A 24,038-nucleotide genomic window follows, 5' to 3' on the forward strand; every position below is an offset into this window, starting at 1 on the left:
TGGATGGCTTCGGGCGCCATGTAGCGACGTTCGATCTTGTCGAGGATGGCGCTGGCCTGATCGCCGCCATCCTCCAGGCCGATGCTCGCGCAGCCGAACAGGTAGCGGTAGTTGTGCTGGGTGATGAACACCGTCAGCCCCTGCCACAGCTTGGAGATGATGGCGCCGGAGCGGAATTCGGCGTCCACGCAGGTCCGGCCGACCTCCACCTTGCGGTCCGGCAGGGCGGCGATCATGTCCATCTCGAATTCGCCGGAGGAATAGAAGCCACCGGTTCGCGCCGCCGCCTCGCAGGTCAGCAGGCGGGTGCAGGCGATGATGCGACCGTTCAGCGTGTCGCGGACGATCAGGTGATGACAGTGCGCATCGAAACGGTCGACATCGAGCTTGTCCGGGCCGCCGTCGATCTGGGCGCCCATCTCCTCGGCGAAGATCCGGTAGCGCAGCTGCTGGCAGGCTTTCACATCGGCGTCATTGACGGCGAATTCGTGCACGAACCTGGATGCGGGTTCGACTTGTGGGCGCGTCTCTCGCGAAGTAACAGCCATGCTTCACCTGCCGGCAGATCGAATGGTCGAAGTCTAGGACCGGTCTATTGTCGCGACATTAACGCATCGTGAAGCTTCTATGACAGATCCGGGGACTCCGCGGCCCCGGTTACGGCACCGACCGCGCCGTCGAAAATCGGCTGAAACTGGTTGACGATCTGGCAGAACAGATCGGCGGTTTGCTCGGTGTCGTAGCGCGCGGAATGCGCCGAGGCATCGTCGTAATCGAGCCCCGCCGCCAGCAATGCGCGCTTGAGCACGGTCTGCCCGTAGGCGACGCCACCCAGCGTGGCGGTGTCGAAGGCCGAGAAGGGATGAAACGGATTGCGCTTGATCCCGGTGCGGGTGATCGCGGCGTTCAGGAAGCCGAGGTCGAAATGCGCGTTGTGGCCCACCAGGATGGCCTTGGTGCAGCCGGTTGCCCGGATCTCCGCCCGAATCTCCTTGAACAGCCGGGACAGGGCATCCTGTTCGCTCACCGCCGGCCGCAGCGGGTGATGCGGATCGATGCCGTTGACCTCCAGCGAGGCCGGTTCCATGTTGGCACCCTCGAAGGGCTTGACGTGGTAGGCCGCCGTTTCATGGCGGTACAGGCGTCCGGTCTCGTCCATTCGTACCAGCACCACGGCGATTTCCAGCAGGGCGTCGGTCGCGGCGTTGAAACCGCCGGTTTCCACATCGACGACCACGGGAAGGAATCCACGGAAGCGTTTTGCGATGGCCGGGTTGGCGGCCGGGTTCTCGGACACGTTGGGACCGGGTGGGGCGGCGAAGGAATCGGCAGTCTATCAGGCTATACTCACGCGCCCCCGCGTTTCCCAAACGACCGGCCCTCCGGGGTCGCAGCTATCGAGCACGGACCATGAGTCAACCCAGCAAGATCGTTCTCGCCTATTCTGGCGGCCTGGACACCTCGGTGATCCTCAAATGGCTGCAGGACCGTTACCAGTGCCCCGTCGTGACGTTCACGGCCGACCTCGGCCAGGGCGAGGAGGTGGAATCGGTGCGACCGAAGGCCGAGGCGCTGGGTGTCGAGGAAATCTTCATCGAGGATCTGCGCGAGACCTTCGTGCGCGACTACGTGTTCCCGATGTTCCGGGCGAACGCGATCTATGAGGGCGAATACCTGCTGGGCACGTCGATTGCGCGGCCGCTGATCGCGCGCCGCCTGGTCGAGATCGCCGAGCAGACCGGCGGCGATGCCATCGCCCATGGCGCGACCGGCAAGGGCAACGATCAGGTGCGGTTCGAACTGGGTGCCTATGCGCTCAAGCCGGACATCCAGGTCATCGCTCCGTGGCGGTTCTGGGACCTGAATTCCCGGGAAAAGCTGATCGCCTACGCGGAAAGCCACGGCATTCCCATCGCGCGCAAGAAGGACGGCGGATCGCCGTACTCCATGGACGCCAACGCGCTGCACATCTCCTACGAGGGCGGCGAGCTGGAGGATCCCTGGGTCGAGCCGGAACCCGCCATGTGGCGCTGGACCAAGGACCCACGCGAGGCCACCGACACGCCGCTGGTACTGACGCTGACCTTCGCCCACGGCGATGTCGTGGCGATCGACGGCGAGGCGATGACGCCCTACCAGGTGCTGGCCAAGCTCAACGCGGTGGGCGGCGAACATGGCGTCGGCCGGATCGACATCGTCGAGAACCGCTATGTCGGCATCAAGTCACGCGGCTGCTACGAGACGCCCGGCGGCACCATCCTGCTCAAGGCGCACCGCGCCATCGAGTCGATCACCCTGGACCGCGAAGTCGCGCATCTGAAGGACGAACTGATGCCGCGCTACGCCAAGCTGATCTACAACGGCTACTGGTTCGCGCCGGAGCGCAAGCTGCTGCAAAAGGTCATCGACGACAGCCAGCGCCCGGTCAACGGCGAAGTGCGGCTGCGGCTGTACAAGGGCAACGTCGAGGTGCTGGGGCGCCGCTCCGAATCCGACAGCCTGTTCGATCCGCGCATCGCCACCTTCGAGGACGATGCCGGCGCCTACTCGCAGGCCGACGCGGCCGGGTTCATCAAGCTGAACGCGCTGCGGCTACGCCTGGGCGCGCACCTGACCGGGCGGGACTGAGCGACCCGCCCGGCAGGGCGAAAGGTTATGCCGCTGAGGAATCCGGTGCAGGTGCTTCACTGACCAGATGCACCGTCCGCTGCGGGAACGGAATCTCGATGTCGTTCTCGTCGAAGGTCAGCTTGATCCGCTCGATCAGGTCGCAGCGGGTCGCCCACCAGTCGGCCGAGGCCGCCCAGCCGCGCACGGCGAAATCGACCGAGTTGTCGCCCAGGTTGGTGACGACGACGCTGGGGGCGGGATCGTCGAGGATGCGCGGTTCCTCCTTGAGCATGTCCACCAGCAGGTCCTTGGCCTTCTTCAGGTCCGATCCGTAGCCGATCCCGATTGCCAGGTCCACGCGGCGGGTGGGCAGGGCGCTGAAGTTGGTGATCTTGTTGCCCCAGACGCTGGCGTTCGGCAGCCAGACGAGCTGGTTGTCGAAGGTCTTGAGGATGGTCGAGGTGATCTTGATTTCCTCGACGATGCCCATCTGCCCGCCGATGTCGACGACGTTGCCCTTGGCGAAGGGGCGGAACAGGATCAGCATCACGCCGGCGGCGAACGAGGACAGTTGATTCTGCAACGCGAGGCCAATGGCCAGCGCGGCGCCACCGAGCAGGGCGGCGGCGGAGGTGGTGTCCACGCCCAGCTGTCCCAGCGCGGAGATGATGATGATCGCCAGCAACAGGCCGTAGGACACGTTGCCCAGGAAGGTGATCAGTGTTTCGTCCAGCTTGGCGCGCGTCATCGCCTTTCTGGCGAGCTTGACCACGAGCTGCGCGACCCAACGCCCGATGAAGAAGATGGCGATGGCCGATATGAGGCCCTTGGCGATCGGAATGCCCAGCAGCAGCAACGCTTGCGGGTCGTTCAACATCTCCTTCGTGAATTCCATGCGCGATTCGTCCATGTCGTTAAGATGCCCGGAAGTTTAGGGAACGCGGATTGCTTCGCACAATCGCGTGCAACTTGAACGGATGCGAGAAGCCGTAGCGGGGACGCGATTCCGGTGGCCACGCATCACCATTCGCGACTGAAGGGGTGTCAAGACGATGATGTCCAGGGCGGGAATCGCCTTCCTGTGTCTTTGCGTGGCGCCGGCGGCATGGGCGCAGGGTTTGGAAGCCGAGGTCGTCGATCCCGATGACATCGAGGCCTGCGCGCGCGAACTGGTCGCGACCGCGCCGCCCGAGGTCGAGGTGGGAACCTTGCGCCAGGTCTGCGAGGACCAGTTGCGCAGCGGGCTGTCGGCGCAACAGGCCGCCGATGCGGAGCAGGATCGCAACGGGACGGCGCTGGAGCGGCGGTTGCGGTTCGAGGAAGTGACGCAGCTCAACCCCTTCGTGCTCACGCCGTATCGGCCGAACTACGTGCTGCCGCTGGCGTATCAGGACAGCCCCAACCTGGCGAGCACCAACGGCAACGGGATTTCCGAGCGGTTGGAGGTGAAATTCCAGTTGAGCTTCCGGATTCCCGTCCTGCGGGATGTGCTTGGCAGTGGCGCCGACCTGTCGATTGCCTATACCGGGCTGTCGTTCTGGCAGGCCTACGACGCCTCGCAGTCGCGACCGTTTCGTGAAACCAACCACGAACCGGAGGCCTTTCTCAGTTTCGATGTGGACTGGTCCCTGTTTGGTCACCTGAATCAGATCCAGGTCGGCATCAATCACCAGTCCAATGGTCGCGATTTGCCGGAGTCGCGGAGCTGGAACCGCATCTATTCGACCTTCATCTGGGAAGTCGAGGACATGATTGTGGCGTTCCGGCCATGGATTCGCATCCCGGACCGGGAGAAGAAAACGCCGGACGATCCGCGTGGCGACGACAACCCGAACATCGAGCGTTACGCCGGGCAGTTTGAGATGGTCGTCGCCTGGCGCAACGACAACGACACCTATTCGGCGGTCTGGCGAAACAACGCCAGGGCCGACAATCGCGGCAGTCTGGAACTGGGCTGGAGTTTTCCGTTCACCGGCCGCGCCAGGGGCTATGTGCAGCTGTTCACCGGCTACGCCGAGAGCCTGATCGACTACCAGGATCACCACAACCGGATCAGCATTGGCATCCTGCTCACCGACTGGTTGTGAACCCGGGCGCCCGTCTGGGGTCTGTGAATGCGGGGGCGGAACAGACGTCGCAGGATGCGGTGTCCCTGATGCCAAGGAGATGCGATGCTGGCCGAGTTCGCGAGGCCTGAGTCGTCGGACAGTCTGACCGCGGGCCTGTTGAGAGGCCTGCTACTGGTGCTGCTGGTCGTGCTGGCCGGTTGCGCCTCGCGGCCCGTCGAACCCGAGGCGGACGCGACCGCCGAACCCTCGGCGCAACAGGCACCGCCGGCCACCGCCAAGGATATCGAGCCCACCGTGGTGGCCTACGAGCCGCCGCCCGATCCGCTGATCCGCGTCAACCGCGCCATCTTCGCGTTCAACGACGTGACCTTTCGCTACGTGTTCGCGCCGTTGTCCAAGGGCTACGAGTTCGTCGTCCCGCGGCCGGTGCGTACGGGCATCGGCAACGCGTTCGACAACATCAAGATGCCGATCCGCACCGTCAATTTCCTGTTGCAGGGGCGGTTTCGGGCCGCCGGCATCGATACCACCCGATTCCTGGTCAATTCCACCGTGGGGCTGGCGGGCCTGTTCGATCCCGCCGAGGCCTGGCTGGGGCTGAAGCAGGAGGACACCGGCTTTGTCGACACGCTGGATGGCTACGGGGCCGGGCAGGGCACGTTCATCGTCATTCCGTTCTACGGACCGGCGGACCTGCGACGCGGTTCGGGTTTGATCGTCGACTATTTCCTCAATCCGATTCCGTATCTGGTGGACCAGCCGGAAGCGACGCTGATCAACGGCTTCGACCTGTTCCAGGAATACGGGCCCAGCGCCCAGCAGTACAAGAAGCTGCAGAAGGAGGCCGAGGACCCGTACATCTTCATGCGCAACCTGTACATGCAGGGCGTGCAGCGCGACGAGGACTATCCGCGCAAGTCGCCGAATCTGCCCGACGAGGCGCGTGAATGAGCTGGGCGGAACGGCTGGTTCGCCACAATCGCTGGGTGCTCGCTCTGTTCGCGATCGTGGCGGCAGGTCTGGCCGTCTATGCGCCCCGGTTCGAGATCAATGCCTCCGCCGAGACGCTGATTTCGGAGGGCAATCGCGACTACATCCAGGCGCGTCTGGTCCAGCAGCGCTTCGCGTCCGAGGCGTTCGTGCTCGTCGCCTACGAGCCGGCGGGGCACGACCTGTTCGGTGCGCAGTCGATCGATGACCTGCGCGCGCTGACGCGCGAGATCGGCCGGCTGGAGACGGTGGAATCGGTCCGCTCGCTGATCAACGTGCCGCTGATTCCCGCGGACGCGTCGGTGCGGCTGTCATCGGATGTCGATCCCGACGCCTGGCTGCTGGACAACCTGTCGCCCGGGCCTCGGGAGCTGCGGAAGATTCTGGATGGCCATCCGATTTACGACGGACTGCTGGTGAACGAGGCGATGACCGCCACCGCCCTGCAGGTCATGTTCCGCAGCGACCCCGAACTGGACGAGTTGCAACGACGGATCATCGACATCCAGTCGGGCCGGCTGGAAGGCCGGCTGACCGACGAGCAACTGACGCGACTGGAGCGGCTGCGCGAGCAGGCCAGTCCCCTGGAGAAGGCGCAGCGGCGAGCGCGGTCGGAAGACATCGCCGCGATGCGCGAGATTGCCGACCGCTACCGTGACAGCGCCAATCTCTATCTGGGCGGCGCGGAGGTACTGGGTGTCGATCTGATCCGCATGGTGCGCAACGACCTGCGCGTGTTCGGGCTTGCCGTGCTCGGAATGATCAGCCTGGTGCTGCTGCTGGTCTTCCGCCGGATCCGCTGGGTGCTGCTGCCACTGGTCTGCTGCGGCGTCAGCGTGATCATGACGCTGGGCCTGTTTGGCCTGCTGGGTCTCAAGGCGACGGTGATTTCGGCCAATTTCATCGCCTTGCAGCTGGTGCTCACGCTGGCTGTCGTGGTGCATCTGATCGTGCAGTACCGCGAGGAGGCCGAGGCGGATGCGGGCGCCGATCAGCGGGCGCTGGTGACGCGGACCCTGCGACGCAAGCTGGGCCCGTGCCTGTACGCCGGGCTGACGACGTCGGTGGGCTTCGCGTCGCTGATCCTCACCGACATCGAGCCCGTTCGCGCCTTCGGGCTGATGATGATTCTGGCGATGGCGGTGTCGATCCTGACCAGCCTGATCCTGTTCCCGGCGACGATGCTGATGCTGCGGAGGGTCAGCGGTTCGGGTGACGATCGCTGGGTGCGCGGCACGGTGAATGGCCTGTCCGGATTGTCGATCCGACGCGGCGCGCTGGTGATGATGGCGGCGATCGCGACCTTCGTGCTGGCGGTGGCGGGCACCCTGCTGCTGGACGTGGAGAACAGCTTCATCGACTACTTCGACGAGTCCACGCGCATTCACGAGGAACTGACGTTCATCGACCGCGAGTTCGGCGGGTCCACGCCGCTGGACGTGATCTACCACATGCCTGGCGGTGGACCGGACGGTGGCAATCTGGTGATCCGCGCCGAGACGGTGCAGATGCTGCAACGGATGCAGGCGGTGATGGATGAGCAGCCGGCGATGGGCACCGTGCTGTCGCTGGTCAACTTCACCGAGCTGGCGCGCGCGCTCAACGGCGATCGTCCGTTGACCGAAACCGAACTGACGGCGGTCTACTGGATGCTGGACGAGTCGATGCGCAAGAACCTGGTGCGCAGCTACTTTTCGGAATCCGCCGGGCATCTGCGGCTGTCGGCGCGCATCGTCGACACCACCGAGGGTCTGGATCGCGGCGACCTGCTGCAATCCCTGCGTCAGGGCTTCGAGGACCAGGGGCTGACGCCGGATGACTATCTGATCACCGGGCTGTTCGTGCTCTACCAGGATCTGCTGGAACGGCTGTTCAGCTCGCAGGCGATGACCCTGGGCGTGGTGTTTGTCGCGCTGGCGCTGGCCTTCGCGCTGATCTTCCGTTCGTTGCGCATCGCCGTCATCGCGGTGATTCCCAACGTGCTGTCGGCCTTCGTCGTCCTGGGCGTGATGGGCTGGGCCGGCATTTCGCTGGACTTCATGACCATCACCATCGCGGCGGTGGCCATGGGTATCGCGGTGGATGACACCATCCACTACGTCCACCGCTTCCTGGAAGAGCGGCGCGGCGGCGGCGATGCGGTAGCGGCGGTGCGGGCCTCGCATCGCAGCATCGGCGCCGCTCTGCTTTATACGACGCTGATCATCGTCTGCGGCTTCGCGTTGCTGGGCTTCTCCGATTTCGTGCCCAGCGTGCTGTTCGGGTTGCTGTCCGCGCTGGCGATGCTGGTCGCGCTGATCACCGATCTGACCCTGTTGCCGGTGATGTTGCGGCGCTTCGCGTCCGAGGCGCGGTCATGACCGGCGCAGGTCCAGGGTGGTCGGAAAATCCGGATTCTCGCCAGCCGGCGTGAACCGGAACGGACCGGGGGTGTGGCCTACCGTCTCGAAGCGGGACAGTCGGCGTGATTCCGCCTCGTAGGCGTTGACCGGGAAGGTGTCGTAGCTGCGCCCGGCGGGGTGGGCGACATGGTAGGTCAGCCCGCCCAGCGATCGGTTGTTCCAGGTATCGACGAGATCAAAGATCAGCGGGGTGTCCGCGCCCAGCGTCGGGTGCAGGGCGGACCACGGCTTCCAGGCACGGAAGCGCACGCCCGCTACCGATTCGCCGGTGCGACCGGTCGGCGTCAGCCGGACCTGCCGGCCGTTGCAGGCGATGGCGAAGCGGTCGCCGGTGAGACCGTTGACCTTGATCTGGACGCGTTCGGTGGAGGAATCCACGTAGCGCGCGGTGCCCCCGGCGCCGGGTTCCTCGCCCAGCGTGATCCAGGGCTCCAGTGCGTGGCGCAGCTCCAGGGTGATGCCCCGATAGGTCACCGTGCCGTGGGCGGGGAAGCGGAACTCGAAATGCGGCGCGAACCAGTCGGGCCGGAATGCGAACCCTGCGGCGTCCAGGTCGGCGATCACGTCCAGAAAATCCTGCCAGCAGAATTCCGGGAGCAGGAAGCGGTCGTGCAGTGTCCGGCCGAAGCGGTTCAGCGGCGCCTCGTAGGGCGTCTCCCAGAACCACGCGACCAGCGAACGCAGCAGCAGTTGCTGCACCAGGCTCATCTGCGCATGCGGCGGCATCTCGAAACCGCGGAATTCGATCAGTCCGAGGCGCCCGGTTGGCGAATCCGGCGAGTAGAGCTTGTCGATGCAGATCTCGCTGCGGTGGGTGTTGCCGGTCAGGTCGGTGAGCAGGTGGCGGAGGATGCGATCGACCAGCCACGGCGGGGCATCCTGGCCCTTGCGCGGCAGTTCCGACAGCGCGATGCCCAGTTCGTACAGCGCATCGTCGCGGGCCTCGTCCACGCGGGGCGACTGCGAGGTCGGACCGATGAACAGGCCCGAGAACAGGTACGACAGGCTGGGATGGTTCTGCCAGTAGCGGATCAGGCTGCCGAGCACGTCCGGCCGGCGCAGGAACGGGCTGTCGTTGGTGGTTGGCCCGCCGAGCACGACATGGTTGCCGCCGCCGGTGCCGACGGCGCGGCCGTCAATCAGGAATTTCTCCGTGCCCAGTCGGCACTGGCGTGCGTCCTCGTAGAGGCCGAAGGTCTGCTCCTTCATCGCATCCCAGTCCGCGACCGGCTGCACGTTCACCTCGATCACGCCCGGGTCGGGGGTGACGGATAGCTTGTCCAGTCGCGGATCGGATGGCGGCGGGTAGCCCTCGATGCGCACCGGGGCCCCCAGTGTTTGGGCGCCCTGCTCGATGGCCGCGACCAGGTCGAGGTAGTCCTGGGCGTTCTGGGTTGGCGGCATGAACACATGCAGCCGTCCGTCCCGCGGTTCCACGGTCAGCGCGGTGCGCACCGGTCCGAACTCGCTGGCGGCCGGCTGCGGCGCCGGCGCGGCGTCCACCGGGGTGGCGCGGTGCGAGGGATGCATGATCTGGGGGGGGCGTTCCAGCGGCGGCTTCGGCTCGGTCGGGTCGTCCTGCATCACTTGGGGATAGGCGCCTTCCTCCACCCAGGGCAGCGATTGCAACGGCAGGCGGAAACCGATGGGTGAATCCCCCGGCAGCAGGAACAAATGCCTGGTCCGGGTCTTCCACAGCTCGGAAATCCACGGCTTGCCCGCCTTGGAGTTCTGGCGCTGCACCGGCAGCACGAAGCCGCGCGGCGTGTTCAGGCCGCGCTCGAACACGGCGGCCAGCCGCGTGCGTTCCTCCAGGTCGTCCAGCTTGGAATCCAGCGGATCGACGTTCTCCGGCAGCCCGCGCTCCTTGCGGATGTAGTGCCAAGGATCCTCGTAGACGGGTTGGACGAAGTCGGTTTTCAGGCCGATCTGTTCCGCCAGATGCTCGGTTAGCGCCCGCGCATCGGTGACCAGCGCTTCCGGCGGCTTGTCGGACGGGGTGTCCGGCAGGTCGTGCTCCAGAATCGGTTCGCCGTCGCGGCGCAGATGCAGCGAGTAGGCCCAGCGCGGCAGCGATTCGCCGGGGTACCACTTGCCCTGGCCGAAGGTCATCAGCCCGCCCGGCGCGACGCGCTCGGCCAGCCGGCCGATCAGTTGCCGGGCCCGGGCCTCCTTGGTGGGGCCGACCGCCGCGGTGTTCCATTCGGCGGATTCGAAGTCGTCGATGGACACGAAGGTCGGCTCGCCGCCCTGGGTCAGGCGCACATCGTTCTCCGACAGGATCTCGTCGACGGACTGACCCAGGGCGTCGATGGCCGACCACTGATCGTCGGTGTACGGCTTGGTCACTCGCGGCGTTTCGATGATCCGCTGCACCGACATGTCGTGCTCGAACGTGACCTCGCAGGGGTCGACACCGCCGGTCACCGGCGCGGCCATCGATGGCTCGGGCGTCGCGGTCAGCGGTATGTGCCCCTCACCGCAGAACAGGCCGGAGGTGGAATCCAGCCCGACCCAGCCGGCGCCGGGGATGAACACCTCGCACCAGGCATGCAGGTCGGTGAAGTCGACATCGGTACCGCTCGGACCGTCCAGCGACTTCACGTCCGGCTTGAGCTGGATCAGGTAGCCGGAGCAGAACCGGGTCGCGTAGCCCATGTGGCGCAGCAGCTGCGCCAGCAGCCAGGCGGAATCGCGGCAGGAGCCCCGGCCCTTGGTCAGGGTTTCCTCCGGCGTCTGCACGCCGGGCTCCATGCGGATCACGTAGTCGACCTCGTCGGCGATGCGCTGGTTCAGCATCACCAGGAAATCGACGGTGCGCATGGGTTTGCGCGGTTCCATCGCATTGAGCAGCCCGGCGAAACGGCGGCCCAGATGCGATGCAGGCAGCGGCGTGTCCAGGTAGGGGCCGAGATCCTCGGCCAGCGCATCCGGATAGACGAACGGGACCTCTTCGGCCCAGTCCTCGATGAAGAAGTCGAAGGGATTGAATACGGCCAGATCGGCCAGCAGGTCCACCTCGACCTCGAAATGATCGACCTTGTCCGGGAACACGACCCGCGCCTGCCAGTTGTTGTGCGGGTCCTGCTGCCAGTTCAGGAAGTGCGGCTCGGGCCGAACCTTGAGGGAGTAGCTCTGGACGGGGGTGCGGGCATGCGGCGCGGGGCGCAGCCGGATGATCTGGGGGGTCAGGTTGACCAGGCGATCGTAGCGGTAGGTGGTGCGATGGTTCAGCGCGACGACGATGCTCATGGACAATCCAATCGAGGGAAAGACGACAAGAATGATGATCTACACGCCGGCAACATGATGCACAATCTGCACCCATGCAAACCTTTCACTGCGTCTGCGGTAACACCATCTTCTTCAAGAATACGCGCTGCGAGGCGTGTGAGCGCAGACTCGCGTTTCTCCCGGACGAACGTCGCATGTCCGCGGTGGAAAGCGTTGGCGGTGGACGCTGGAAGTCGCCGGAAGGCCGGCAGTATCGCCGCTGCCGCAACTATCGCAAGTACGACATCTGCAACTGGATGGTGCCGGCGGAGGACCCGAATCCGCACTGCCTGTCCTGCCGGCTGACCGAGCATGCGCCGGATCTGAACGACCCGCGCCAGTCGCTGTACGTCTATCGCCTGGAGTCGGCCAAGCGGCATTTGCTCTACACCATCCTCCAGCTGGGTCTGCCGGTGCGCACCAAGGCGGAGGATCCGGAATGGGGGCTGGCGTTCCGTTTCGAGACGGACCGTGATCCGGATACCGAGTTCGTCCACCCGGTGGAAGACGCCGAAGCGGTCTGGACCGGTCATGCCAACGGCACGATCACCATCAATCTGGCCGAAGCCGATCACGTGGCGCGCGAGCGCATGCGCGTTCAGATGAAGGAACGGTATCGCACGCTGCTCGGCCACTTCCGGCACGAGATCGGTCACTACTACTGGGCGCTGCTGGTCGACGGTACCGACATGCATGCGCGCTATCGCGACCTGTTCGGGGACGAGCGCCAGGACTACGCCAAGGTGCTTCAGCGCTACTACAAGCGCGGCGCCCCACGCGACTGGAACGAACGGTTCATCAGCCCCTACGCGAGCTCCCATCCCTGGGAGGACTGGGCCGAATCCTTCGCCCACTATCTGCACATGATCGACACGCTGGGCACGGCCAACGACTTTGGCTTCGTCGTGCAGGGTCGGCAGATTCCACCGGCTCCCTACCCGGATGCGGTGCTCGCCGCGGACACGCCCTTCGACGAGATTCTCGACCTGTTCGTGCATCTGAGCATCGGCCTGAATGCGATCAGCCGCTCCATGGGCGTGGCCGACCTGTATCCGTTCGTACTGTGCGCCCCGGCGAAGGAGAAGCTACGCTTCGTGCATGAAGTGATTCACGCGCGATCCTCGCATCGCGGCGTTGACCAGATGTCGCTGTTCGATGCCCGCAACGCACGGGATCAGGCGATTTCCGCCGCGGAGACCTGATGCTGTTCAAGTTCGTCGACGCCCCCGCGCAAACCCTTGCGCTCAACATGATCAACAGCGCGAGCCGCACCATCGGCGAAGGGATCGAGGCCACGCTGCTCAAGTACAAATGGGGTCAGGCGGGTTTTGACGATCGATCGCTGGCGGATGCGCTGACACAGTTGCTGGATGACGAGTGGCTGGAAATTCATCACCCCCGCGACGAGCCGATGCTGCGGTTCTCGCCGAGGGCCTACGAGGATTTCGTCCGCAACAACGTGTACGGCGAAATGGTCAACGAGCTGCCGGAGCGCGTGAACGACCCCGCCGAGCGCCCGCTGACCGAGTACGAGCTGCGCCAGGCCGTGCTGGACATCTACCGCGAGCTGTCGCTGGCCCGGCACGGCCAGGTGCCGTCATCCACGTTGGCCCGCTTCTGGCGCGAGGCGGATCGCCGTTCCGAGGACCTGCGTCTGGCCCTGGACATCCTGGTGCGTGACGGCTACCTGGAAATCGTCCGGCGCGAGTTCGACACCCAGTTCCGGCTCACCACGGCGGGCGCCTCCTACATGGACGGACCACCGGCGCCGGACGCCCTGGTTGCGCAGATGCGGCCGGCCGATCCGCTGATCAGCCGCTGCCCGCGGCTGCAGGACCGCGCGCTGACACGCCACCTGATCACCCGCATCCATGGGCCGGAAACGGTCTTCGATTTCAAAACCCTCAGCACGCTGTGGGAGCAGGAGGGTCTGCACCGCGACTGGCTGGTGCTGGGCTGTGAGCTGCTGCTCAAGCGCGGCTACTTCGAGGTTGCGGACGCCAGGCCGCTGCGCCTGGTTCTCACCGAGCGCGGCGCGTCACTGCGCGATCACGCCATGGGCCGGGTCAGCCGTCTGCGTGACCGGCTGGCGGTCAAGCAGGCGGTGGATGACCTGCACGAAGCGCTGGGTCAGGCCGACTAGGGCGCATCGGCGCCTGCCGCCGGGACATCCCGGCCAGCCATGCGATAATCCGCGCCCCATTTTTTCGCCTGGCGCAGGAATCCGTCATGTCCGTGTTTGACCATCCCGAGTTCGATCAGCACGAATGCGTGCACTTCGTTCATGACGAGGCATCGGGATTGCGGGCGATTATCGCCGTGCACAACACGGCGCGCGGGCCGGCCCTGGGTGGCTGCCGGATGTGGCCGTATGCGTCCAGTGCCGATGCCCTGACCGACGTGCTGCGGCTGTCTCGCGGCATGACCTACAAGTCGGCGATGGCGAATATCGATCTCGGCGGTGGCAAGTCCGTGATAATTGGCGATTCGCGCCAGATGAAGTCCGAGGCGCTGGTACGGGCAATGGGTCGCGCCGTGGATCGTCTCGGCGGGCTCTACGTCGCCGCGGAGGATTCCGGCACCTCGGTGGCGGACTTGCGCCTGATGGGCGAGGTCACCGCCCATGTCGGCGGCGTGATCGAACGTCCGGGACCGGGTGGGGAGCCGCACAGCGGCGACCCGTCACCGGCGACCGCGCTGGGTGTGTTTCACGGACTGGCGGCAGCGGTGCGGTTCCAGCTGCAGCGCGACGACCTCGACGGTGTCCGCGTCGCGATCCAGGGCGTGGGGAACGTCGGTTACCGGCTGGCCGGCCACCTGCATGCGGCCGGGGCGAAGCTGGTCGTCGCCGACATCCATCAGCCGAACATCGACCGGGCGGTGGAGGCCTATGGAGCCGAGGTCGTGCCCGTGTCGGAGATCGATGCCCAGGACGTGGATGTGTTCGCGCCCTGCGCGCTGGGCTCGGCGATCAACGCGCTGACACTGTCGCGGCTGAAGGCCCGGGTGATTGCCGGGGCCGCGAACAATCAGCTGGATCGACCCGAGCATGATCAGGCGTTGCTGGATCGCGGCATCCTCTACGCGCCGGACTATGTGATCAACGCCGGCGGCATCATCGACATCTTCTACGAGCGGACCGGCTACACTTGGGACAAGGTGGAACGCCACCTGCGCGGCATTGGCGACACCGTGACCGAGGTGTTCGAACGCTCGCGACGGGATGGCATTCCGACCGGCCGGGTCGCGGACCTGATCGCGGAGTCGCGCTTCCGGCGCGGCTGACCGTCCCCGGCCGGGCGCGTCAGCCGCTGTGCAGGGCGGTGGGCGCGACCTTGAGCACCTCGTCCAGGCTGGTGGCGCCCTGCGCCACCTTGATCGCGCCGCTGATGCGCAGCGGGCGGGTGCCTTCGCGGACGGCCAGCCGACGCAGTTGCTCCAGGTCCATGTCGTTGCGCACCGCCTCGGTTAGCGCGTCGTTCATTTCCATCACTTCGTAGAGGCCGGCGCGGCCCTGGTAACCCGTCTTGCGGCATTCCGGGCAGCCCACGGGCTCAAATACCGAGGTTGGCGCGTCGATGCTGTGGCCCACGGTCAGCGCCGCCCATTTCTCCGTGTCGAGATCGGTGGCGCGCTTGCACTCCGGACAGAGCTGGCGGGTGAGCCGCTGCGCCACCACGCCCAGCAGCGTGGCGCGGATCAGATAGGCCGGGATGCCCAGTTCGGTCAGCCGCGTGATGGCGGATGGCGCATCGTTGGTGTGCAGCGTCGACAGCACCAGATGGCCGGTCAGCGCCGCCTGGATGGCGATCTCGGCCGTTTCCAGGTCGCGGATCTCGCCGACCATCACGATGTCCGGGTCCTGGCGCAGCACCGTGCGCACACCGGAGGCGAAGGTCACGTCGATGTTGGCCTGCACCTGCATCTGGTTGAAGCTCGGTTCGACCAGTTCGATCGGATCCTCGATGGTGCAGATGTTCACCTCGGGCGTCGCCAGGTGCTTGAGCGTCGAGTAAAGCGTCGTGGTCTTGCCCGAGCCCGTGGGGCCGGTGACCAGGACGATGCCGTTCGGCCGCGTGGTCATGCGCGTCCAGCGTTCCCGGTCCTGCGGCTCGAAGCCCAGCGCATCGAAATCGCGCACGAGGATGTCGGGATCGAATACCCGCATCACCAGTTTTTCGCCGAAGGCCGTGGGCATGGTCGAAAGCCGCAGCTCGACCTCGCGCCCCTCGGGGCTGCGGGTCTTGATCCGGCCGTCCTGCGGGCGGCGTTTCTCCGCGACGTTCATGCGGCCGAGGATCTTCACCCGGCTGGTCACCGCGGTCATGACCGACGGCGGAATCTCGTACACGGCATGGAGCACGCCATCGATGCGGAAGCGGATCCGGCCGCCGTTGCGGCGCGGCTCCATGTGGATGTCGCTGGCGCGCTGTTCGAAGGCGTATTGCAGCAGCCAGTCGACGATGTTCACGACGTGACTGTCGTTGGCGTCGAGCTGCCCGCGGCGGCCCAGATCCATCAGTTGTTCGAGGCTGTGGAAGGAGGGGCTCGTGCCCTGGCCGGAACGCTCCTGTTCGCTGGCCGTCACCGAATGGGACAAGGCGTAGAACTCGACCAGATAGCGCTCGATGTCCTCCGGGTTGGCGACCACGCGACGCACCTTGTGGCCCGAAACCTTGGCCAGGTCGCTCTCCCAGTCCCGTTCGCCGGGGGTGGCGGTGGCCACGGTGATGTACTCGTCGTCGACGCGAATGGGCAGAATGCCCGCCCGCGCCGCGTAGGCGTAGGGCACCACCGAGGTGACCTGGCGGCTGTCGATGCGCAGCGGATCGATGCGGTAGTACTCCAGTCCGTGGCGGTCGGCGGACCAGTGGGTCAGCGCTTCCAGCGTGAGCACGCGTTCCGGATCATCCGCGCGGGCGAGGCCGGCGGCGGCGACCGCGGACAGCGGATGCCGGGGCTGCTCCGCGCCGGCTTCGGCGCGCAGCACCTGTTCGGCGTCCGCTCGGGTCAGGATGCCGTCGTCGACCAGGGCGCGCAGCGTGTTCTGGAGCTCGGAACGGTCGTAGCGGGCGCGGCGGGCAACTGAACTGTTCATGGCGCAACGCTACCATCGCCCGGACGATCTGCCTATGTTGCGCAATTCGTGTCTGTTTTAAGCCCGAAAATCACCGAAACGGCGGGATTTTCGGTGGAAATCGAAGGGTGTGTCGGTTAACGTTTTTTTATGCGAATGATCTTTCCATGTGCCTTGGCGCGTGTCGGCCTGCTGGCGTTGCTGCTGGCGGGCGTCGGCGGGTGTGGCCTGATGAAGAAAGTCCCGGAGCCGGAAGACGTCCGCGTCTCCGAAATCCGCCGGTCCATTCACTGCGGAACCGAGCAGCGTCATGCTGCGCTGTCGTATTTCGCGACTCCGGAGGAGTGGCAGGGCTGGCAGGCGGATCGGGGTCTGGAAATCGTGCCGCCGGAAAAGCTGCCGGATGGGCCGCTGCTGCTGCTGGAGATGGGGCAGCGCCGGACCGGTGGTTATTTCATCGAGCCCAAGACCGATGCCACGATCGACCGGGACCGGGTGATGTGGCTAGCCGGTGAATGGATCAAGCCTGGCAAGGACCGGATGGTGACGCAGATGCTGACCAGCCCTTGCGTCTTGCTGTCCATTCCGCCCCGTGATTACCGCGGGTTCCGGATCATTGATCAGAATGAGGAGCTGCGCTCGAGCCTGGATCTGAGCTAGGGCATGTTCGGGCCGAACCGCGCGACCACGCAGGATCACGCGGACGGCCGATCACCAACCTGAGGGGACACGACCGCGGCGGGAGTTCCGGCGCGGGCGCGAGGACAACACCATGTACCGACTGTTTGCGCAGTTGCGCGGCGTTTGCGTGATGCTGCTGGTCGCGGCCCAGACCATCGTGCTGGGCACACTGATCTTCCTGATTACCCCGCTGAAATTCGTCACCTGGGGCCGCTGGCGCTCCCGCGTGGTTGGCGTGCTGGAGAGAATTGCCCACCGTGGCTGGTGCGCGTTCAACGGCTGGATCATGCGTCACCTGCTGCCGACGCGATGGACCATCCGCGGGGACGAGCATGTGACGCGAGGGCGGACTTATCTGCTCATGGCCAATCACCGGAGCTGGAACGACCTGTTCGCGATGATGGTGGCGTTCACCAATCACGTGCCGCCATACAAGGTGTTCATCAAGCAGCAGCTGATCTGGCTGCCCATCGTCGGTCAGGTGGTGTGGGCGCTGGATTTTCCGTTCATGAAGCGGTTCACGCGTGAGCAGATCGAAGCCGACCCTGGCCTCAAGGGCCGGGACGTGGAAACCACGCGGCGGATGTTCGCCCGCTACGGTGACCGTCAGGTCACGATCTTCAACTTCGTCGAGGGCACGCGGATCACCCCGGCCAAGCACGCGGCGCAGCAGTCGCCTTACCGGCATCTGCTCAAGCCGCGCGCGGGTGGCGTGGCCTATGCCATCCGCGCCATCGGCGACAAGCTGGATGCGGTGCTGGACGTGACGTTCTACTACGTTGGTGGGCCGTGGTCGTTCTGGGACCTGTTCTGCGGCTTGGTGCCGGAGGTGATCGTCGATGTGCGCGAGATTCAGCCGCCGGCCGCGATTGCCGAAGGCGACTACAGCACCGATGACGCGGCCCGCGAGGCCGCGCAGGCCTGGATCACCGAGATCTGGAATGACAAGGACGCTCTGCTGGAGCAGCTGGCCGCCGAGCACGGCGACCGTGCGCGGGTCTAGTGCGCCGGTCCTCGAACGGGCTCGTCCCGAGGGTGTTCGGCGATCTGCCGCGTCGCCCGCGCCAGCCGCTCGGCCTGGATGCTGTTGAGATTGCGATAGACCAGTGACGCCACCCGCGGATGGCGGCGTCGCAGCCGCTCCAGATCGTCGGTGTCGAAGTCCAGCACGCGCAGATCCGTCAGTGCCGTGACGTTGGCGGTTCGCCGCGTGGAGAAGTAGCCGGTTTCACCCAGCGTGGTGCCGCGACCGACCCGATTGATGTCGACTTCCTCACCCTGGCTGTCCACCCAGACGCGGGCGGTGCCCTCGACGATGACGTAGATGTCCCGTGCCAGATCGCCCTCGCGGATGAAGCGGGTGCCGGCGGGAATCGTGCGCAGATTGGACAGCAGCGCGAAAACCCGGGCCTGTCGCGGTGACATGTCCGCCAGCAGCGGAATACTCTTCTGCGGGGCTTCGCCCAGGTCCACGCGCAGCACGTCCCACAGTGTGACCACATCGGCACGCAGGCCGACCACGGGGGCCACGGTGAGGTCGCAAAGCCAGGCGATGGCCAGTGTGGATGCGGCCAGCCAGCCGAACAGGACCTGAGAGTGGAACGGGCTTACCGTCAGCGTGAGGAAGCCGATGCAGGTCGCCAGCGTGGTCAGTGTCACCGGGCGGATGACGTCGCGCAGCGCCAGCCGGGTGGCTTCCCGGGCATTGGCCCGTTCACGGGCATGGTGATTGAAGCGGACGAGGTAGTGCAGGGTGTCGTCCACCGCGATGCCCAGCACGATGCAGGCGACCAGCGCCGTGGTCGGTCCCAGCGGCAGGCCGCTCCAGCCGATCAGGCCGAAGAACAGCGCCACCGGCACCAGGTTCGGCAGCATCGCGAACGCGGCCGCGCGGACCGAGGCGAACACGATGGAGAGAATCGCGAAGATCGCGGCGAAGGCGGCGAGGAACGAAAAGGCCTGTCCGCTGGTGAGCTTGTTCACCGTTCGCGCGAAGGTCACGGCGTTGCCGGTGAGCTGGATGTCCAGGCCGGGCGGAAAGCTTTGCAGGCGCTGTTCCACGCGTTCGACCAGTTCGGTGATCTCGCGGGTGTTCTGCACCGGCGTGCCGACGTGCACCCGTGTCTCCGAGAACTGCAGGTTGGTGTAGTCGTACACGTCATCCGGCGCGGCGGCGATGATCAACTGCTTGGCGAGCGTCGGATTCGTCGGCAGGGCCGCGTCGCGTGGAGCGTCACCGAAGCGGATGTTGAGTTCTTCCAGGATGTTGGTCAGACCGTAGCTGCCCTGGATTTCCGGCTGTTCGGCCAGCCAGTCCTGCAACCGGGCCAGGGCCTGGAGCAGGTCCGGTTGCAGCACGGCGCCGGGTGTGGACGTGCGGACCAGCACCGAAAACCCGGTCGTGCTCCACAACGCGTCGGTGACGGTCGCGTAGTCCTGGCGCACGATGTCGTGGTCCGGCAGGTCATCGACCAGATTGGCTTCCGTTTGCAGGCGCAGCGCCCCGAGCACACCGACCAGCAGACAGAACACGGAGAATCGCAGCACCCAGCGACCGAACCGGGCGTTCCATCTCGCGAGGCGCGTGGTCAGCGCGTCGAGGATGCGATCCAGCGGGCGCCCCGCGCGTGGGCAGGCCCCCAGCATGTCCATGGCGGCTGGCGACCAGTAACGCGTGACCAGTGCGCTGGCGGCGACACCCAGCGCCGAGGCCAGCGCGAAGCTGCGGATCGCGGGTGTCGGATGCACGGCCAGCGCCAGCAGGCCGACGGCGGTGGTCAGCGCGGTGACCATCAGCGGCAGCGCGATCGTTTGCGCACCGCGGGTGGCGTCGTCGTGATGTTCGGTCGCCGACAGCAGGTGCATCTGGTAGGCGACGGTCAGGGTCGCGACCAGCGGCACGATCAGGGTCGTGACCAGATTCAGCGTACCCCCGATTGCCGCCAGCGCGGTCAGGGCGGCGATGACCGACAGCGCGATGGAGATCACCGCGACCAGTACCAGCCGGATACAGCGGAACGCGATCAGCAGGACCAGTACGAAGGCCAGCGCCAGCAGTGGCAGCACTTGCTGCAGTTGTTGCTGGAGGCTGGACGAAATGGCATGGCTGACCAGCGGCCCGCCCGTCGCCGCGAGCGTCAGGTCGGTGTCGCTCATGGCAGCCCGGGCGAGGTCTACCAGTGCGCGGGCGCGTTCGGGCGGGGCGGCCGAGGCGGCATCCAGCGTGATGTGAATGCCCGCGGCGTGGCGGTCCGCGGAGACCAGGCGTCCCCTGAGCAGCGGATGGGTCAGCAGCGTGTCCAGTGCCACACGGGCTTGCGCGTCCGGGTCGTCCAGCCAGCCCCCGATCGACATCAGCTCCACGCTGTCGTCAAAGCTGACCGGGATCTGGATGTTGGTCAGCGACCGGATCTTCGCGCCGTCCGCCTGCTGTTCGAGGATCGATGTGACCCGATCGACCTGCGCGAGGTGGGTGGGGCTTAGTGCGGTGTCGGCGCTCAGCAGGATCATCAGTTCGTCGCGCTGCACCGTGGCGGGGCCCAGGTCCGCCGGGTCGATTAGCGCCTCCGTGCTCGGATCGAAGCGCAGGCCGCCGAGCTCGGCCCAGGCCAGCCAGATGCAGGCGGCGCACGCGGCCAGCAAGGTGGCGAGCACGCCGGTGGTGGGCGCGCCGAACCTGCCGCCGTGGTTCAATCCACCGTCTCGAAGCCGCGGGGATGAAAGGCCCGGCGCGGAATCGACTCATCGAATTCGACCCGCGACAACTCGACTCGGGTTCGGCTGCCAGTCTGGCGGTTGTGCATGGTCATCTTCCGCGCGAAATGGTGATCGCCGGACTGCTCGATGCTGTCCGGATCGACGTCCAGCTCGCGAACCACGGTGTCCGAGGCGTCGTAGAACCGTGCGCGCAGCGGCACGCAATGCGCCTGCTCCAGCGCCAGTTCCACACGGGCATAGTCCGCCTCGGAGGCCTGATCCGGGATGACGTTCAGCCGGTAGACCGGGTGACCGGCGACGGTTTCGTCATCGCCCCGGCTGGCCTCGCCGCCGTCGACCGCGCCGAGCAGGCCACGGATATCCGCATAGGTGAAGTCGGTTCCCCACAGGCTTTGCGTGGAAGCATTGCCGGTGACGCGTCGGGATCGGTTCAGGGCGGGCACGTAGGTGAACATGGTGTCCTGATCGCCTTCGTTCGCGAGTACCAGGAACGCCATGCCGGACAGGTCCGGCGGGTTGCGCACCTTCAGATTCGCGTCGATGCCCGATTCCCCCTTGCGAGCGGCAACGCGGATGTAAAGCGTGCGCGAGTCGCCGTCGGCGCGAATGGTCTCGAGCTCGGCGTCCTGCTTGAACGTCTGCTGTGGCGCGTTGGCGCGGGCACAGGCCACGAGTTCGGCGGCGGATTTCGGCGCCGTGTCCGGATCGGCCAGCGCCGGGGTGATGACGGACAGGGCCAGCGCCCATCCGCCGAACTGACACGCGAAGAGTTTCATGCTGCGGACGGTAGCGTCCGGCATCCGGGTGTCAAGTCGGCGGTGGCCAGTCCTGGACAGACGGCCACCGCGCAGGGCTTGTCAGCGGTCGCGTGCCGGCTTGCGTGACACGTACATCGTGATCTCCGCGCGGAAGACAACCGTCCCTCGGGTGTCCGTGACCTCAACGGGAGTCAGCAGGCTGAACCGGTCTTCCCACTGATCGGGGATGACCAGCTGGCACGTCGCCGAGAGATCCGTTTCGGCCTTTGCGAGGTACTCGACCGTCATGCCCTTGGGTATCCATCGGTGGGTGGTCGGCACCGTGGCCTCGGCCGCCAGGCCCCCGGCGAGCTCGGCCATGTTGCACATCGCGATCGCGTGGAATGTACCGATGTGATTCGTGACGGCGCGCCGCAGTCTGCTCCGTACCACGCATCGGCCGGTGTCCAGTTCGCTGACACGGGGCTTGATCGATGAGAAGTAAGGCGCCTTGCGGCATACACCGAGGGTGAAAAGCCATGATCCGGCGGGTTTTTGCTGGAGGCGATTCCAGAGTGCCAGTGTCGGAGGGGTTGCAGACATGGTTGCGTGCTCAAAGAACGGAGGAATCGGTATCCGCTTGCGCGAGCTGCGGCTGCGCCAGCGCAGCGCTGAGCCAGTCAGCGGCTTCGCGCCAACCGTGCTCCACGGCAGGGCGGAAGAAGTCGAAGTGCCCAACGCGGCTGACACCCCAGTCGGCGGGCGAGCGGGTTGCGATCTCGCAATCCGCGTTGGCGTAGAACGCGGCGAGTTCGCGGACCGCCCGGGGTGGGCCGTACTGGCGGTCGTCGCTGATCTGGTAGAAACGTGCCCGGCCTTGCCAACGCTTGAAGCCATCGCGGACCGGTTGTCCGTCCCCGTCCGCGATGTAGTGCGGGCCGCGGCACCAGCGTGCCCATTCACGCGCGACGCCACCTGGCAACGGGTCGGCGCCGAACAGGCCAGCGGGAATATTGCCGCGTGCCACGAGCATGCCGGGCAGAACGATGTGCATCATCGTCCACATCCGAGCTTTGTGCGGCCAGTCCCAGAGTCGCCAATGTCCAGACTGTGCGGACAGCCCCAGCAGCGCCTGAACGCGGGTGTTGTTCGGGCAAAGCCCCAGCGCCTGACCGCCAAAGGAATGACCCAGCACCGCGGTCGTCGTGCCACGGTCACCGGCGTGGTCGATGGCGGCGGCGAGATCCTGCTCCGCCCAGGTGGTCATGCCAAAGGGGCCAAGGGGCGCGTGGCGGGATGCCCCGATGCCTCGGTAGTCGAATGTCAGCACGGACACGCCGCGCTCCGCGAGGAACGCCGCGAAACGCGCATAGAAGCGTTGAGGGACCCCGGTCGCACCGGCAATGATGACCCAGGCGGAACCGCTGCCGAACTCGGTGGCCGCCAGCGCCGTGCCGTCGCGTGTCGTCAGTTGAAACGTGCTCATGGTTGCGCAGCGTAGAGCGCTTGCTCATGAGCGACAAACGAGATTTTGTCGTCAGTCTGGTGAAGATTGTTCAACTGAAAGCGGGCAGTGAGCGAAGCCACTGAAGAAACGCGCGCAGGGTCTGCCAGCCGGTGTCAGCGCGTCGGTAAAGAATGTTGTAGTGCTGCTGGATGGGTAGCTCGATGGTTCCGAGTGGTTGCAGTCGACCCTGGTCCACCCAGGCGCCGGCCGCCGGGAACAGGCCGAGCGCGACACCCAGCCCCTGCTCACAGGCGCGCAGCAGCGAGAGGTAGCTGTCGAACCAGATCCCGCCTTCCAGTGCCTCGGGTGCGATGCCGGCATGCCGTCCCCAGTCCGCCCAGGCATCCGGCACGGCGGACGAGTGCAGGCGGGTGGCCTGGCCAACCGCCAACAGTGGATCCTCGGGCAGCGAGGCTGCCAGGGTGGGAGCGCAGACGGGTCGGGCGACCATGGTCATCAGCGGTTCGAGCGCGATCTGGTCGGTGGCCTGTCCACCGAAGCGCAACGCCACGTCCGCTTCATCGGACTCCAGCTTTGCCAGACGCATCGATGTCTCCACCCGGATATCCAGCGTCGGGTGCTGACGATGAAAATCGGGCAGCGCGGGAATCACCACCTCGCTGGCGATGAAGGGCCCCAGCGTAATCCGCAGGCTGCGGCTTTCGTCGCTTCGGCAGATCTGGCCAGTGGCCGCGTCCAGGGTCGCCAGCGCCTCGAGGCAGCGCTCGCTGTATGAGAGCGCGGCGGGGGTAAGACGCACGCCCCGACTTTCACGAACGAACAACGGCGTGCCCAGCCGCTGTTGCAGATCGCGCATCTGATGGCTGATCGCCGACGGGGTCAGATGCAGCGCTGCAGCCGCGGCACGAAACGATCCGTGCTCGGCCACCGCGCAAAGCGTCCGAAGCAGGTGCAGCGGTGGAGTCCGCTGTCTGCTCACGCAACGCCGATCGGGGTCAGCGGCCCGGCAGCATC

Annotated in this window: 19 protein-coding genes; 9 read left to right on the top strand and 10 right to left on the bottom strand. The window is 66.0% G+C overall.

Features of this window, described 5'->3' with window-relative positions:
* Window positions 1-494, bottom strand: a 494-nt coding sequence (locus ABNS06_RS06010) for a GNAT family N-acetyltransferase (protein ID WP_348673217.1), incomplete at its 3' end; no start/stop codon positions are given.
* Between the two features lie 131 nt (window positions 495-625).
* Window positions 626-1,297 carry a ribonuclease T gene (rnt, locus tag ABNS06_RS06015; RefSeq protein ID WP_348673218.1) on the bottom strand — a complete coding sequence of 224 codons (672 nt, stop codon included), beginning with the start codon at window positions 1,295-1,297 and terminating at the stop codon, window positions 626-628.
* 113 nt (window positions 1,298-1,410) lie between these two features.
* Between rnt and ABNS06_RS06020 the strand changes: the two genes are divergently transcribed.
* Entirely contained in the window at window positions 1,411-2,628 is a 1,218-nt protein-coding gene (locus tag ABNS06_RS06020) for an argininosuccinate synthase (RefSeq protein ID WP_348673219.1), read from the top strand.
* Between the two features lie 25 nt (window positions 2,629-2,653).
* Here the strand turns inward: ABNS06_RS06020 and ABNS06_RS06025 are convergent, their stop codons facing one another.
* A complete protein-coding gene (locus ABNS06_RS06025) occupies window positions 2,654-3,505 on the bottom strand; it encodes a mechanosensitive ion channel domain-containing protein (RefSeq protein WP_348673221.1) in 852 nt (283 codons plus the stop codon).
* Between the two features lie 157 nt (window positions 3,506-3,662).
* Here ABNS06_RS06025 and ABNS06_RS06030 point away from each other — a divergent pair, with 157 nt between their 5' ends.
* The 3 genes from ABNS06_RS06030 (at window position 3,663) to ABNS06_RS06040 (ending at window position 8,029) form a co-directional block, all read left to right on the top strand.
* Window positions 3,663-4,697: a phospholipase A gene (locus ABNS06_RS06030; protein WP_348673222.1), complete on the top strand. Its 1,035-nt coding sequence runs from the start codon at window positions 3,663-3,665 to the stop codon at window positions 4,695-4,697.
* 84 nt (window positions 4,698-4,781) lie between these two features.
* The gene (locus tag ABNS06_RS06035; protein ID WP_348673223.1) at window positions 4,782-5,630 is read left to right on the top strand and encodes a VacJ family lipoprotein; all 849 of its coding nucleotides are present in this window, start codon (window positions 4,782-4,784) and stop codon (window positions 5,628-5,630) included.
* Complete coding sequence (locus ABNS06_RS06040; protein WP_348673225.1) at window positions 5,627-8,029, top strand: MMPL family transporter; 2,403 nt, start codon at window positions 5,627-5,629, stop codon at window positions 8,027-8,029. Before ABNS06_RS06035 ends, ABNS06_RS06040 begins: the two co-directional genes overlap by 4 nt.
* On the opposite strand, the gene ABNS06_RS06045 is transcribed toward ABNS06_RS06040, so the two are convergent.
* On the bottom strand, window positions 8,024-11,323 hold the full coding sequence (locus ABNS06_RS06045) for a transglutaminase family protein (RefSeq protein WP_348673226.1): 3,300 nt from the start codon (window positions 11,321-11,323) through the stop codon (window positions 8,024-8,026). The genes ABNS06_RS06040 and ABNS06_RS06045 overlap by 6 nt on opposite strands.
* A gap of 74 nt (window positions 11,324-11,397) precedes the next feature.
* On the opposite strand from ABNS06_RS06045, the gene ABNS06_RS06050 reads away from it, so the two are divergent.
* From ABNS06_RS06050 to ABNS06_RS06060, 3 genes are all read left to right on the top strand, one after another.
* On the top strand, window positions 11,398-12,546 hold the full coding sequence (locus ABNS06_RS06050) for a putative zinc-binding metallopeptidase (protein WP_348673227.1): 1,149 nt from the start codon (window positions 11,398-11,400) through the stop codon (window positions 12,544-12,546).
* On the top strand, window positions 12,546-13,487 hold the full coding sequence (locus ABNS06_RS06055) for a hypothetical protein (RefSeq protein WP_348673228.1): 942 nt from the start codon (window positions 12,546-12,548) through the stop codon (window positions 13,485-13,487). The genes ABNS06_RS06050 and ABNS06_RS06055 overlap by 1 nt, the downstream gene beginning before the upstream one ends.
* An 86-nt stretch (window positions 13,488-13,573) precedes the next feature.
* Window positions 13,574-14,629: a Glu/Leu/Phe/Val dehydrogenase dimerization domain-containing protein gene (locus tag ABNS06_RS06060; protein ID WP_348673230.1), complete on the top strand. Its 1,056-nt coding sequence runs from the start codon at window positions 13,574-13,576 to the stop codon at window positions 14,627-14,629.
* 19 nt (window positions 14,630-14,648) lie between these two features.
* Here ABNS06_RS06060 and ABNS06_RS06065 read toward each other — a convergent pair whose 3' ends face one another.
* On the bottom strand, window positions 14,649-16,442 hold the full coding sequence (locus tag ABNS06_RS06065; RefSeq protein ID WP_348673231.1) for a GspE/PulE family protein: 1,794 nt from the start codon (window positions 16,440-16,442) through the stop codon (window positions 14,649-14,651).
* A gap of 135 nt (window positions 16,443-16,577) precedes the next feature.
* Between ABNS06_RS06065 and ABNS06_RS06070 the strand changes: the two genes are divergently transcribed.
* Window positions 16,578-17,081 (top strand): protease complex subunit PrcB family protein, encoded by a 504-nt coding sequence (locus tag ABNS06_RS06070; RefSeq protein ID WP_348673232.1) that lies wholly within the window; start codon window positions 16,578-16,580, stop codon window positions 17,079-17,081.
* A gap of 112 nt (window positions 17,082-17,193) precedes the next feature.
* Window positions 17,194-18,105, top strand: a complete 912-nt coding sequence (locus tag ABNS06_RS06075) for an acetyltransferase (RefSeq protein WP_348673234.1) — start codon at window positions 17,194-17,196, stop codon at window positions 18,103-18,105.
* Here ABNS06_RS06075 and ABNS06_RS06080 read toward each other — a convergent pair.
* The 5 genes from ABNS06_RS06080 to ABNS06_RS06100 form a co-directional block, all read right to left on the bottom strand.
* Window positions 18,102-20,795, bottom strand: a complete 2,694-nt coding sequence (locus tag ABNS06_RS06080) for an efflux RND transporter permease subunit (RefSeq protein WP_348673235.1) — start codon at window positions 20,793-20,795, stop codon at window positions 18,102-18,104. The two genes, ABNS06_RS06075 and ABNS06_RS06080, sit on opposite strands and share 4 nt — an antisense overlap.
* Window positions 20,792-21,595: an outer membrane lipoprotein-sorting protein gene (locus ABNS06_RS06085; protein WP_348673236.1), complete on the bottom strand. Its 804-nt coding sequence runs from the start codon at window positions 21,593-21,595 to the stop codon at window positions 20,792-20,794. The genes ABNS06_RS06080 and ABNS06_RS06085 overlap by 4 nt, the downstream gene beginning before the upstream one ends.
* Before the next feature lie 81 nt (window positions 21,596-21,676).
* Window positions 21,677-22,159: a hotdog fold domain-containing protein gene (locus ABNS06_RS06090; RefSeq protein WP_348673237.1), complete on the bottom strand. Its 483-nt coding sequence runs from the start codon at window positions 22,157-22,159 to the stop codon at window positions 21,677-21,679.
* A gap of 10 nt (window positions 22,160-22,169) precedes the next feature.
* On the bottom strand, window positions 22,170-23,042 hold the full coding sequence (locus ABNS06_RS06095) for an alpha/beta fold hydrolase (RefSeq protein ID WP_348673239.1): 873 nt from the start codon (window positions 23,040-23,042) through the stop codon (window positions 22,170-22,172).
* A gap of 70 nt (window positions 23,043-23,112) precedes the next feature.
* Complete coding sequence (locus tag ABNS06_RS06100; protein WP_348673240.1) at window positions 23,113-24,003, bottom strand: LysR substrate-binding domain-containing protein; 891 nt, start codon at window positions 24,001-24,003, stop codon at window positions 23,113-23,115.
* Between the last annotated feature and the right edge of the window lie 35 nt (window positions 24,004-24,038).

Origin of the sequence: uncultured Abyssibacter sp. (assembly GCF_964000955.1) — a bacterium.
Lineage (GTDB): Bacteria > Pseudomonadota > Gammaproteobacteria > Nevskiales > OUC007 > Abyssibacter.